The organism is Rhodococcoides kyotonense, assembly GCF_900188125.1.
GTDB lineage: Bacteria > Actinomycetota > Actinomycetes > Mycobacteriales > Mycobacteriaceae > Rhodococcoides > Rhodococcoides kyotonense.
Genome location: NZ_FZOW01000001.1, coordinates 248,003 through 260,598 on the forward strand (window position 1 = coordinate 248,003; position 12,596 = coordinate 260,598).

At 65.9% G+C, this 12,596-nt stretch carries 14 protein-coding genes; 1 reads left to right on the top strand and 13 read right to left on the bottom strand.

Translation table 11 applies throughout. The annotated features are described in order from the left end of the window. The 8 genes from secD to CHB96_RS01085 all read right to left on the bottom strand — a co-directional run bounded on the left by secD (position 1) and on the right by CHB96_RS01085 (position 7,092). A complete protein-coding gene (gene secD, locus CHB96_RS01050) occupies positions 1 to 1,767 on the bottom strand; it encodes a protein translocase subunit SecD (protein WP_176444056.1) in 1,767 nt (588 codons plus the stop codon). 117 nt (positions 1,768 to 1,884) lie between these two features. Next, positions 1,885 to 2,274, bottom strand: coding sequence for a preprotein translocase subunit YajC (gene yajC / locus CHB96_RS01055; protein ID WP_089243032.1), 390 nt, complete (start codon positions 2,272 to 2,274; stop codon positions 1,885 to 1,887). Positions 2,275 to 2,433: 159 nt separating this feature from the next. Further along, positions 2,434 to 3,510, bottom strand: a complete 1,077-nt coding sequence (gene ruvB, locus CHB96_RS01060; RefSeq protein ID WP_089242720.1) for a Holliday junction branch migration DNA helicase RuvB — start codon at positions 3,508 to 3,510, stop codon at positions 2,434 to 2,436. Then, positions 3,507 to 4,112: a Holliday junction branch migration protein RuvA gene (gene ruvA / locus CHB96_RS01065; RefSeq protein ID WP_089242721.1), complete on the bottom strand. Its 606-nt coding sequence runs from the start codon at positions 4,110 to 4,112 to the stop codon at positions 3,507 to 3,509. The genes ruvB and ruvA overlap by 4 nt, the downstream gene beginning before the upstream one ends. Next, entirely contained in the window at positions 4,109 to 4,723 is a 615-nt protein-coding gene (gene ruvC / locus CHB96_RS01070) for a crossover junction endodeoxyribonuclease RuvC (protein ID WP_089242722.1), read from the bottom strand. The genes ruvA and ruvC overlap by 4 nt, the downstream gene beginning before the upstream one ends. Before the next feature lie 93 nt (positions 4,724 to 4,816). Beyond that, positions 4,817 to 5,572: a YebC/PmpR family DNA-binding transcriptional regulator gene (locus CHB96_RS01075; RefSeq protein ID WP_089242723.1), complete on the bottom strand. Its 756-nt coding sequence runs from the start codon at positions 5,570 to 5,572 to the stop codon at positions 4,817 to 4,819. Positions 5,573 to 5,641: 69 nt separating this feature from the next. Continuing rightward, positions 5,642 to 6,244 (bottom strand): pyridoxal 5'-phosphate synthase glutaminase subunit PdxT, encoded by a 603-nt coding sequence (pdxT, locus tag CHB96_RS01080; protein ID WP_089242724.1) that lies wholly within the window; start codon positions 6,242 to 6,244, stop codon positions 5,642 to 5,644. Then, complete coding sequence (locus CHB96_RS01085; protein WP_089242725.1) at positions 6,241 to 7,092, bottom strand: acyl-CoA thioesterase; 852 nt, start codon at positions 7,090 to 7,092, stop codon at positions 6,241 to 6,243. The genes pdxT and CHB96_RS01085 overlap by 4 nt, the downstream gene beginning before the upstream one ends. Positions 7,093 to 7,147: 55 nt before the next feature. Here CHB96_RS01085 and CHB96_RS01090 point away from each other — a divergent pair, with 55 nt between their 5' ends. Next, complete coding sequence (locus tag CHB96_RS01090; RefSeq protein ID WP_245865123.1) at positions 7,148 to 7,771, top strand: nucleoside/nucleotide kinase family protein; 624 nt, start codon at positions 7,148 to 7,150, stop codon at positions 7,769 to 7,771. Between the two features lie 43 nt (positions 7,772 to 7,814). Here CHB96_RS01090 and pdxS read toward each other — a convergent pair whose 3' ends face one another. The 5 genes from pdxS to pgsA form a co-directional block, all read right to left on the bottom strand. Continuing rightward, positions 7,815 to 8,744 (bottom strand): pyridoxal 5'-phosphate synthase lyase subunit PdxS, encoded by a 930-nt coding sequence (gene pdxS / locus CHB96_RS01095; RefSeq protein ID WP_281254381.1) that lies wholly within the window; start codon positions 8,742 to 8,744, stop codon positions 7,815 to 7,817. Positions 8,745 to 8,862: 118 nt separating this feature from the next. Further along, positions 8,863 to 9,888 carry an NUDIX hydrolase gene (locus CHB96_RS01100; protein ID WP_089242726.1) on the bottom strand — a complete coding sequence of 342 codons (1,026 nt, stop codon included), beginning with the start codon at positions 9,886 to 9,888 and terminating at the stop codon, positions 8,863 to 8,865. After that, complete coding sequence (locus tag CHB96_RS01105; RefSeq protein WP_089242727.1) at positions 9,888 to 11,012, bottom strand: glycosyltransferase family 4 protein; 1,125 nt, start codon at positions 11,010 to 11,012, stop codon at positions 9,888 to 9,890. Before CHB96_RS01105 ends, CHB96_RS01100 begins: the two co-directional genes overlap by 1 nt. Then, positions 11,013 to 11,915: a phosphatidylinositol mannoside acyltransferase gene (locus CHB96_RS01110; protein ID WP_089242728.1), complete on the bottom strand. Its 903-nt coding sequence runs from the start codon at positions 11,913 to 11,915 to the stop codon at positions 11,013 to 11,015. After that, positions 11,912 to 12,592, bottom strand: a complete 681-nt coding sequence (gene pgsA / locus CHB96_RS01115) for a phosphatidylinositol phosphate synthase (RefSeq protein WP_089243035.1) — start codon at positions 12,590 to 12,592, stop codon at positions 11,912 to 11,914. The genes CHB96_RS01110 and pgsA overlap by 4 nt, the downstream gene beginning before the upstream one ends. Positions 12,593 to 12,596: the final 4 nt, after the last annotated feature.

Here is a 12,596-nt window from a genome sequence, read left to right on the forward strand (position 1 = left end):
TCATGCCCCCTTGGTCGGCGCGGCGGACGCGACGGTATTCGGCTTGGATCGGGCGGCCGCACGTTTGCGTTCCTGCGCGATCTCGGCGACTGCGCCCAGGCCGTTGACCCCGGGCTTGGACCAGAACTTGGACTTCGAGGCCAGGTAGACGAGAGGCCAGGTCACCAGGACCACGACGATGACGTCGAGAATCGTCGTCAAGCCGAGTGTGAACGCGAACCCACGAACCTGTCCGACGGCGAGAACGTAGAGTACGGCGGCCGCGATGAAGCTGACGGCGTTGCCCGAGAGAATCGTCTTCCGTGCGCGTGCCCACCCTCGTGGAACCGCGGATCGGAAGCTACGCCCCTCGCGAATCTCGTCCTTGATGCGTTCGAAGAACACCACGAACGAGTCCGCGGTCATGCCGATACCGATGATCAGACCGGCGATTCCCGCGAGGTCGAGGGTGAAGTTGATCCATCGACCCAACAACACGAGGATTCCGTATACCATCAGACCCGCCAGTACCAGGGACAACGCGGTCAGAAGTCCGAGCGCTCGGTAATAGACGAGGCAATACACCAGCACGAGCGCCAACCCGATCGCACCGGCGATCAGACCGGCTTCCAGTGACGCGAGACCGAGCGTTGCCGACACCGTCTCCGCCTCGGACGACGCGAACGACAGCGGCAACGAACCGTACTTCAACGTGTTCGCGAGTTCGGACGCCGACTGCGCGGTGAACTGGCCCGTGATCGACGTCGCGGAGCCCGCGGGGGTCGCGCCTTGGATCTGGGGTGCGCTGACGACCTTGGAGTCGAGGGTGAACGCCGCCTGGCTACCGATGTTGGCACCGGTGAACTGCGCCCAGGTGTTGCTGCCCTCGGAATCGAAGCTGAGGCTGACCTCGTGGCGGGACTGCTGGGAGTTGAATCCCGACGTCGCGTCGGAGATCTGCTGACCGTCGATGATGCTCGGACCCAGGATGTACACGGCCGTGCCGTCGGTCGAGCACGCGACGAGCGGCAACGCCGGGTCGTCGTTACCCTGCAGCGGATCGGGTGCGTTGCAGTCGATCGTTGCGAGCGCAGCCTGCTGGACCTGAGTGTCCTCGCTCTGGCGCAGCGCTTTCGCTTCGGCGATCTGGGCTGCGGCCTGCTCGCTCTCGGTGCCCGTCGCCGGAGCCTCGGTCGTCGGTGCGTCGGTCGCCGGAGCTTCTGTCGCGGGAGTCTCGCCTGCCGGGGCCTCGGGCGCGGGCGTCGGATCCACCGCGCTCGGATCCTGTGCAGGGAACGGCCGTCCCTGCGGTACGGCGTCACCCGCCGGAGCCTCCGTCGTCGGAACATCCGTCGCTGGTGCCTCGGTCGCCGGAGCCTCGGTGGCCGGTGCCTGAGCGCCCGCCGACGGCTGTGCCGCGGTGACGACCGGGCGGATGAACAGACGAGCGGTCTGACCGAGTGAACGCGCCTGCGAGCTGTCGTCGCCAGGCACCGTGATGACCAGGTTGTCGCCGTCGATCACGACCTCGGACCCGGACACACCGAGGCCGTTGACACGCGTCTCGATGATCTGCTGGGCCTGCTTCAGGCTGTCCTGGCTCGGCGCGCTGCCGTCAGGGGTACGTGCGGTCAACGTGACGCGCGTGCCGCCCTGCAGGTCGATTCCCAACTTGGGACTCGGCGACTTGTCTCCGGTGAAGAAGACCAGCGCATACACAGCTGCCATCAGAACCGCGAACACGGCTAGATAGCGACCTGGATGCACCGATCCGCTGGAAGGTGCCACGGTGTGTGATTCTCCTAACGAGAAGTGGGGCGAGAAGCATGCTGAGACGGCGCGCTCCCCGGCACGCGAAACCGCTGCCGGATCAGATCCGACAGCGGCGACGGTGCGGGGCTGAAGTCACTCCTTGTCGAGGCGACGTGCAGTCTGCTCGACGGTCTCGTCCGCGGGGGCCTCGGGTGCGCGCTTCTCGAGCGACGGCGACGACTCACCGATTCCCGAGAGGTCGTCGGGTGCCGAGAACTCGTCGTCGGTGTCGGCGGGCAGGACCTCGCGGACGACGGCACGCGACCACGTCGTGACGACGCCGTCGGCGATCTCGAGATCGACCGTGTCGTCCTCGACGAGCACGACGCGGGCGTAGAGACCCGCGGTGGTCACCACCTCGTCACCGATCTTCAGCGAATCCTGCAGCGCCTGCGTGTCGGCCAGAGCCCTCTTCTGCTTGCGTACGTTGAGGAACATCGGTACGAGCAGAGCCACGATCAGGAGTGGGAAGAGCAGTTCCATCTTTACGTCAGTCCTCGTAGTGTCGTAGTGCAGGGTGTTCGGGATGTATTCGGTACGTGCAATGCGCACGCTCGAACTCCGCATCGGAGTCCGTGCATGGAACCCAGTGTGCCATTACCTCGGTGCTCTACTGCTCGGCTCCCACCGATTATCAGCAGATTATTCGAATAAGCCCTGCTGGGCCTCGTTCGTTCGCACCGAAATGCCCCCGATCGCCAGATCGGGCGGCGGTACGAGACCGAGGTGCTGCCAGGCCGCTGCGGTCGCGACGCGGCCGCGCGGTGTGCGGGCGACCATACCGGCTCGCACCAGGAACGGCTCGCACACCTCCTCGACGGTGGCGGGTTCCTCGCCGACGGCCACCGCCAAGGTGGACACGCCGACGGGGCCTCCGCCGAAGCTTCTGATCAACGCGCTCAGAACAGCGCGGTCGAGGCGGTCGAGACCGAGGTGGTCGACGTCGTAGACGACGAGCGCAGCCTGGGCCGTCTCCTTCGTCACCGTGCCGTCGCCTCGCACTTCCGCGTAGTCGCGCACTCGACGAAGCAAGCGGTTGGCGATGCGAGGCGTGCCGCGTGAGCGTCCGGCGATCTCCGAACATCCACCCTTGTCGATCGGAACACCGAGAATGCCCGCCGACCGGAACAGGATCCGTTCGAGTTCCTCGGGTTCGTAGAAGTCCATGTGCGCGACGAATCCGAAGCGATCACGCAGCGGACCGGTCAGCGCACCCGACCTGGTCGTCGCGCCGACGAGCGTGAACGGCGCGACCTCGAGCGGGATCGACGTGGCACCGGGCCCCTTGCCGACCACGACGTCCACGCGGAAGTCCTCCATCGCGAGGTACAGCATCTCCTCGGCGGGACGTGCGATGCGGTGGATCTCGTCGATGAACAACACATCGCCTTCGACGAGGTTGCTCAGCATCGCCGCGAGGTCACCCGCCCGTTCGAGCGCCGGACCCGACGTCAGCCGCAGCGACGTCCCGAGTTCCTGGGCGATGATCATCGCCATCGACGTCTTGCCGAGGCCGGGCGGACCCGACATCAGAATGTGGTCGGGCGTACCACCGCGCAGCTTGGCGCCGGTCAACACCAGCTGCAGCTGCTCCCGCACCCGAGGCTGCCCGATGAAGTCGGTCAGAGATTTCGGGCGCAGGCTCGTCTCGATGTCGAGATCGTCGGGAGTGGCCTGCGCGGTCACCTGGGAGTCGTCGAACTCCGACTCGTCGGTCACTTGGACTTACCCAGATACGCGAGTGCCGAGCGCAACGCGGCCGACGTCGACGCGTCGGGCTGCGCGGCGAGCACCGAATCGGTCGCGTCCTCGGCTTGTTTGACCGCGAATCCGAGGCCGGTGAGCGCCTCGACGATCTGATCGCGCACCGGCGAGCCGCCTGGAGTTCCGGACGGCAGCGGCACTCCCGACGAACCGACGATGGCGTCGACCTTGTCGCGTAGTTCGACGATCATGCGTTCGGCGCCGCGTTTACCGATGCCGGGCACGCGCGTCAACGCCGCGACGTTGCTGTCGGCAAGAGCAGTACGCAACGCATGGGGATCGAGGACGGCGAGCGTCGCCATCGCGATGCGCGGCCCGACGCCCGAGACCGTCAACAACAGCGAAAACAGATCCCGCGTCTCGTTGTCGGAGAATCCGTACAGCGTCATGGAGTCCTCGCGGACGATCATCGTCGTCAGCAACCGCGATTCGACGCCTCGGCTGAGGTTTCCGAGCGTCGCAGGCGTCGCGTTGACTCGATAGCCGACTCCCGCAGCCTCCAGGACAGCATGATCGAGTGCGATGTCGAGGACCTCGCCGCGTATGGACGCGATCATCGCGCTCCTGCCTCTCTCTTCGCACGTTCGAGCTTCTTGGCGGCCGTCGCCCGAGCCTTGCGCTCCTCGGCGAGTCGCAGTTCGTACTTGCGCTTCTGCGCTGCCGCCATCGCCTCGGCCTGCGCCATGCGCGCGATCATCGGTGCCCGCCAACAATGGCAGATACCGAGCGCGAGGGCGTCCGCTGCGTCGGCGGGTGTCGGTGCGACCTGTAGGCCCAATATTCGCATCACCATTGCCGTGACCTGCGCTTTGTCGGCGCTACCGTTGCCGGTGACGGCGGCCTTCACCTCACTGGGGGTGTGGAAGCAGACGTCGATGCCGCGTCGCGCCGCGGCAAGAGCGATCACTCCCCCGGCCTGCGCGGTACCCATCGCAGTGCGGACGTTGTGCTGCGCGAACACCCGCTCGATAGCGACGACAGTCGGCTTGTGAGTGTCGAGCCAGTATTCCGCCGCCTCCGAGATACGAAGCAGACGCTGCGCGAGATCCATGTCCGCCGGAGTGCGCACCACGTCGACGTCGAGCGCGGTGACGCTCCTCCCGGAACCGCCTTCGATCAGACTCAGCCCGCACCGGGTCAAGCCGGGATCGACGCCCATCACACGCACTGTCGCACACCTTCCGCTTACGAACTGTTGTTCGATAGCGTAGCGGAGGACAGGCAGGGCGGGCGTGTGCGACACCCGCCCGGCGCCGATGTGTCAGTCCTCGTCGAGCTGGGCCAGAACCTCGTCGGACAGTTCCACGTTGGAGTACACGTTCTGCACGTCGTCGCTGTCCTCGAGCGCGTCGATCAGTTTGAACACCTTGCGCGCGCCGTCCGCGTCGACCGGAACCGACACCGAGGCCTGGAAGCTGGCTTCTGCGGAGTCGTAGTCGATGCCTGCGTCCTGCAGTGCGGAGCGGACGGCGACGAGGTCGGTCGGTTCGCTGACGATCTCGAAGGTGTCTCCGTTGTCGTTGACTTCCTCGGCACCGGCGTCGAGCACGGCCATCAGAACGTCGTCCTCGGACTGGCCGTTCTTCTCCAGGGTCACGAGACCCTTGCGCGAGAACAGGTAGGACACCGAACCGGGATCGGCCATGTTGCCGCCGTTGCGTGTCATCGCGACACGAACCTCGCCTGCCGCGCGGTTGCGGTTGTCGGTGAGGCATTCGATGAGGACGGCGACGCCGTTGGGTCCGTAGCCCTCGTACATGATCGTCTGCCAGTCGGCGCCGCCGGCTTCTTCACCTGCGCCGCGCTTGCGTGCCCGTTCGATGTTGTCGTTGGGAACCGACGTCTTCTTGGCCTTCTGGATGGCGTCGAACAACGTCGGGTTACCCGTTGGATCTCCACCACCGGTGCGGGCCGCCACCTCGATATTCTTGATGAGCTTGGCGAACGACTTGCCACGCTTGGCGTCGATCACCGCCTTCTTGTGCTTGGTGGTGGCCCATTTGGAGTGGCCGCTCATGCGATGGAGCCCCTTTCGTACTGCATACAAGTGTCTGCATAGTTTACGCGTGTGTCGACGCGCCCGAGATCAGACCGCGCGGACGAGGTTCACGAACAAGTGGTGCACACGCCTGTCGCCGGTCACCTCGGGATGAAAACTGGTCGCCATGACCGATCCTTGCCGCACGGCGACGACCCGTCCCTCGGCCGGCCCGTCGGGGACCGTGGCCAGGACTTCGACGTCCGGACCGACTCGTTCGACCCACGGTGCTCGGATGAAGACCGCACGGACCGGGTCCCCGTCGATTCCGACGACGTCCAGATCGGTTTCGAACGAGTCGACCTGACGTCCGAACGCGTTGCGCCGAACCGTGATGTCGAGTCCGTCGAGGTGGTGCGCGTCGGGCCGGGTGTCGAGGATCTCACTGGCCAGCAGGATCATTCCTGCGCACGAGCCGTAGGCCGGAAGTCCGTCCTTCAACCGGGCGCGAAGCGGTTCCAGCAGGTCGAACACCGACAACAGGGTGCTCATCGTCGTCGACTCACCGCCAGGGAGGATCAACCCGTCGACCTTGTCCAATTCCTCCGGCCGCCTGACGCGGATTCCGTGGGCACCACTCGATTCGAGCGCCGCGAGATGCTCGCGCACGTCGCCTTGAAGCGCGAGGACGCCGATCGTGGGCTCGGTCATCGCGGTGTGAACGGGTCGGTGGCGGTCTTGGACGGGTCTCGTTCGATGCGCATCAGGCCCTCCTGCACGACAGCCGCGACCATACGGCCCTGCCTGTCGAAGATCCGCCCCTGAGCCAGAGCGCGACCGAAATCGGCCGACGGAGACGTCTGGTCGTACAGCAGCCACTCGTCGGCCCGGAACGGACGCAGGAACCACAGCGCGTGATCGAGCGACGCGGTCTGAGTCACGACGCCGGGATGAGGAACTTTCGCGGAACCGATCAACGTCATGTCGGACATGTAAGCGAGCGCACAGACATGGAACACCTGACTGTCCGGCAACCGATCCCGGTAGCGGAACCAGACCCGTTGCTGCGCTGCGAAACTCGCATGCTTGTCCTGTTGGTCGTCGGGGATCCGTCGGATGTCCCACTCTTTCCATTCCGCGTAGAAGGAGTGGTCGTACTCGGGCAGCTCGCGCGGGTCGGGCAACGACTCCGGGTCGACGGCACGCGGCATCGTGTCCTGATGGGAGATGCCGTCGTCGTCGACGTGGAAGGACGCCGACATCGTGAAGATCGCCTTGCCGTCCTGGATTCCGGTGACGCGACGCGTGCAGAACGACCTGCCGTCGCGCAGTCGATCGACCAGATAGATCGTGGGCTCGGTGGGGTTACCGGGGCGAATGAAATACCCGTGCAACGAATGCACCCGAAACTGCTCGTCGACGGTGTTGACCGCCGAGACCAACGCCTGCCCGGCCACCTGTCCACCGAAGGTGCGCTGGAGCAAACTGGGGAAAGTCCTGCCTCGAAAGATGTCGTTCTCGATGCGCTCTAGTTCGAGTATGTCCTCGATACTGGCCATGGGTCACCTTTCTCTACACTGCCGAAGAAGGCTAACAAGCACCCCGGCAGGCAGGATGGTCGACGTGTCTGCCGTCCAACCGATGTTTCCGGATCGCCTCGCTCGCGCGATCGTCGACCGAGTGCCACGCGGGCGACGCGCCGTCGTCGTGATCGACGGCGCCGACGCCGCGGATCCGGTCGAATTCGCCACTCGCATACGTGATGTCGTCGTATCCGAGGGCCGCTCGGCGACCGTGGTCGATCTGCACGACTTCGTACGGCCTGCGTCGTTGAGGTTCGAGTACTCGCGCACCGACGAACTGACCTACCGGACCACGTGGTTCGACTTCGACGCGCTCGACCGTGAGGTCATCGCGCCGCTGCAGCCCGGCGGGCGCGGCCGGATCCTGCCGCGCCTGTGGGACGAAGCGACCGACCGATCGGCCCGCGCCCGGTTGCTCGACGCGGCCCCGGACCACCTCGTCGTCGTCGCCGGGCCGATGATTCTCGGACGCATTCCGTCGGCTGCCGTCGTCGTACATCTGTTGCTCGCCGAACGGACGCTGCGTCGAAGAACGCCCGACGACGAGCAGTGGACGATCGAGCCGCTGCTCGAGTTCTACGAGGATGCCGACGCTCGGCCGGACATGGTGGTCCGGTGGGATCATCCGGACCGGCCGGCTGTCATCCCCTCGTGAGCGAAAATGTGTACTCCTGTATACATTTTCGCTCACGAGAGCTTCACCACCCTCGCTCGGCCAAACGGTGTCCGACGGGCAGGTCGTCGACGTTGATGCCGACCATCGCCTCACCCAGGCCACGAGAGACCTTGGCGAGAACGTCCGGATCGTCGTGGAACGTGGTGGCCTTGACGATGGCCTCGGCGCGCTGCTGAGGGTTGCCGGACTTGAAGATTCCCGATCCGACGAACACGCCCTCGGCGCCGAGCTGCATCATCATCGCCGCGTCGGCGGGTGTCGCGATGCCACCTGCTGTGAACAACGTCACCGGGAGCTTGCCCGCCTTCGCGACCTCGACGACGAGGTCGTAGGGAGCCTGCAATTCCTTTGCGGCAACGTACAACTCGTCCTCGGGGAGCGAGGTCAGGCGGCGGATCTCGTCGCGGATCTTGCGCATGTGCGTCGTCGCGTTGGAAACGTCGCCGGTGCCTGCCTCACCCTTCGAGCGGATCATCGCCGCGCCTTCGGTGATACGACGCAACGCCTCACCCAAATTGGTCGCGCCACAGACGAACGGAACGGTGAAATTCCACTTGTCGATGTGGTTCGCGTAGTCGGCCGGAGTGAGCACCTCCGACTCGTCGACGTAGTCGACGCCGAGGCTCTGCAGAATCTGCGCCTCGACGAAGTGCCCGATTCGAGCCTTCGCCATGACGGGGATGGAGACGGACGAGATGATGCTGTCGATCATGTCCGGGTCGCTCATCCGCGACACGCCACCCTGGGCGCGAATGTCGGCCGGAACGCGCTCGAGCGCCATGACAGCGACCGCGCCTGCATCCTCGGCGATCTTCGCCTGATCAGCGGTGACGACGTCCATGATCACGCCGCCCTTGAGCATCTCGGCCATGCCGCGCTTGACCCGGGCCGTCCCGACGCCACCGTCGCCGGTGTCGGTGTGACTGGATACGGGCACGATAGGGGTACTCACGGCGAACTCCTGAAGTCTGGGAAACGATGCCACGCCGGGCGTCGGACGCACTCGGCGCGATCGATGCTAGGTCGAACTGGCCGTCGTTCCCATAGCCAATCGAGAATCCCTGGACCTCTCAGCGGATGGCGCGGACTTCCGGTTCGATCCGCCGCGCGAGCACGATGTTGACCTCGTCGAGCAATTCGGCCAGATCCTGGGGGTACACCGTCTCCCCGGTCGCTGCGAGCGAGCGGATGTCGTCCTCGGTGCACCACCGGTGACCGGTGACGGTGCGTCGTTCCAGATCGGTGAACCCCGCATGTTCGGGCTCGAACTCCTGGGTGCGGTACGCGAAGAACAGCTCCTCGGACCGCAGGAGCGTGCCGTTGAACGGGAACGTCGCGACTCGTCGCCACATCGGCCCCTTGAGATCCGTCGCGTCGACGACCAGGCCCGTTTCTTCGAGTACCTCGCGCGCCGCGGCCTCGCGCAGGTTCTCACCGTGCTCGACTGCCCCGCCGATCGTGAACCAGAAGTAGACGTCGGGAACCGTCGGATCGTGACCGCGCAACAGCAGCACTCGCCCTCGCTCGTCGACCAGCACGACGCGCGACGACGTGCGTTGCACCGCCCGGCCCTCCGACCCGTAGGTCGCAGCTGCCGATCTGTCGACAATTTCGAAGTACGCGGGCAGCGGCGCCGTTCCGCCGAGGTGCAGCACGCGCACCGGGCGGGTCGTGCGCAGCGCGAGCGTGTCGCGCACCGCGTCGTTGTGGAAGCGCCTCGCGATCAACACGCGGGCCTCGGCGTCGGCGAGTTCGGCGACGAGCTGAGGCGGCAGATCGACCGGGTCGAGAGACGCGAGTGCGACGGACAGCGCGTTCTCCGCATCCTCGCGGTGACCGCGGTCGGCACGTTCGGCGGCGTCGGCCAGAGCGGCGAGCCGCCGGGAGGCATCGAGTCGATCCCTGGTGGCCGCCGACACCGCACGCGCGACGACGGCTCGCCGCGCCAATGCGGCATCGAGCGACTGCCACGCGAGGTCGGATCGTACGTGCAGCCGATCGAGCCGGTTGGCCGTGCCGTATGCCCACAGCCCGACGACGAGGATCAGGGCCGCGATCGCCGCCAGTACCAGGATGGTCAGTGCCGAGAAGGTCATCAGCTGGCCGACCTGACTTTCTGTCCGCCGACGGTCACCGTCTCGTAGACGCGCATGATCTGCTCGGCGACGACGGGCCAGTCGTATTCGACGACGACACTGCTCGCGGCATCGACGAGGCCGCGCCTGATCTCGTCGGACGACAGCACCGAATCCACTGCAGCCGCCAGTGCCGCCGAATCGTCGATGGGTACGAGCAGTCCGGCGACGCCGTCACGTAGCACCCGCCGGAATGCATCGAGCTCACTGGCCACCACCGCGGTTTTCGACGCCATTGCCTCGACCAAGACGATCCCGAAGCTCTCGCCTCCGAGGTTCGGAGCGCAGTACACGTCGGCGCTTCGCATCGCGGACGCTTTGACGTCGTCGTCGACCTGCCCGAGGAAGGTCAGGTGGTCGGCGAGTGAACCCGCGTCCTTACGCAGCTTGTCCTCGTCGCCTCGTCCGACGACGAGGATCTCGAGATCCGGGTGGTGTTCGACCAGTGCGGGAAGCGCGCCGAGCAGAACGGCCATGCCCTTACGGGGTTCGTCGAACCTGCCGAGGAACAGGACGGTCTTTCCCGCGCGTGGATATCCGGGGAGCATCGGGGCTCGCGCGAATGCCGAGACGTCGACGCCGTTGGGGATCTCGACGGCGTCGCTGCCGAGGGCCTCGACCTGCCAACGTCGGGCCAGCTCGGAGACGGCGATCCGACCGCTGATCTTCTCGTGATACGGCCGCAGGACGCCCTGAAATGTGCTGAGCACCAACGATTTCGTCGTCGACGTGTGGAACGTCGCGACGATCGGCCCTTCGGCGGCCTTCAGCGCCAGCATCGACAGGCTCGGTGCGTTCGGCTCGTGGATGTGCAAGACGTCGAAGTCGTTCTCGGCGATCCAGCGCCTGATCCTGGCGTACGTCACCGGGCCGAATCGGAGCCGGGCGACGGACCCGTTGTAGGGAATCGCGAGCGCCTCCCCCGCCGAGACGACGAACTCCGGCAGCGTCGTCTCCTCGGACGCCGGGGCGAGAACGCTGACGCGGTGACCCCGCTCGATGAAGACCCGGGCGAGCTGTTCGACGTGGGCCTGAACACCACCGGGCACGTCGAACGAGTACGGGCAGACCATTCCGATCTTCACTCAGCCCTCGATCCGAGCGCGTCGGGAATCGCTGAGGTCGGACATCCACAAGGGCTGCAACATGTGCCAGTCCGCCGGATGCGCGGCAATGTTCGACGCGAATAGGTTCGCGAGATCTTGTGTGGCACTGTCGACTCCAGCTGACACATCGATTCGCGGGGAGATCGAGAAGCCCCATCCGTCACCGTCGAACCAGCAGTGCACGGGAAGCAGATGGGCACCGGTGTCGACGGCGAGCTTCGCAGGGCCCGCGGCCATTCGTGTCTGCTCCCCGAAGAACTTCACGGGCACACCGTGTCTCGCGAGATCGCGCTCGCTGAGCAAGCACACGATCTTGTTGTCGCGCAACCGCGTCGACAGCGCAGCGAAGGGCGGCGTCTCACCACCGCTGAGTGGGAAGATCTCGAAGCCGAGGCTCTCGCGATAGTTCACGAAACGCTCGTAGAGCGACTCCGGTTTCAATCGCTCTGCGACGGTGGAGAACTGGCCGTAGTAGCGCACCAACCACATACCCGCCATGTCCCAGTTACCGCTGTGCGGCAACGCGAGCACGGCACCCGAACCATCGGCCAGTGCCGCGTCGAGGTGCTCACGACCGTGCACACAGTTGTCGATGACGGCGGCCTGCGCACCGAGGTCCATCGACGGCAATCGGAACGCCTCGCGCCAGTAGCGCGCGTAGGACCTGACGCTGTCGCGGATCAGGTCGTCGGGAACCGCGTCGGGTGTCACTTCGAGTACCCGAGCGAGGTTGCGGCGCAGCTGGTGCGGTCCCCCGTTTCGGGACGCCGCGATATCGGCGCCCTTCTCGAACAGAGTCCGTGCGAAGCCGTCGGGCAGCCCGCGCACCAACCGCCACCCTGCCGCATATCCGGCATCGGTGGCGCGCTCCGCGAACGTCATGCCGACTCGGCCTGTCCGTCGGCAGGCGGCACCGAGGTGTGCGTGATGATGTCCCGCGCTCCCTCGGAGCCACGGACCGCGAGCACACGCTGGAAGACGGTCACGACGCTGAGTACGGCCAACACCCACATCGCCGGGTAGATGACGCTCTGCAGGACCGGAATGTCGAAGTACCGACCGATCCCGGTCAGACCCGAGGCGACCAGCACGATCACGAGACGGTCCGGGCGTTCGATCCAGCCACCGTCGGCAGACAGTCCACTGGCCTCCGCACGGGCCTTCGCGTACGAGATGACCTGTGACGTCACCAGACACACCAGCGTGGCGATCAGCAGAACCTTGTCGTCCTCGCTGTACACCGCCCACCAGGCGAGACCGGCGAAGATGGCCCCGTCCGCGACGCGATCACACGTCGCATCGAGGACTGCACCGTACCTCGTGCCACCGCCCCGTGCGCGCGCCATGGCACCGTCGAGCATGTCGAACAGCACGAACAACGTGATGACCATCGTGCCCCAGAACAGATACCCGGCCGGGAACATCGTCACCGCCGCAGCGACGGTCACGACCGTGCCGATCAGGGTCACCGAGTTGGGAGTCAGACCGGTGGCGTTGAGCGCACGACCCAGCGGCGCCGTCACCTTGGACATCGGCGCTCGACCGAAGATACTCAGCACCACG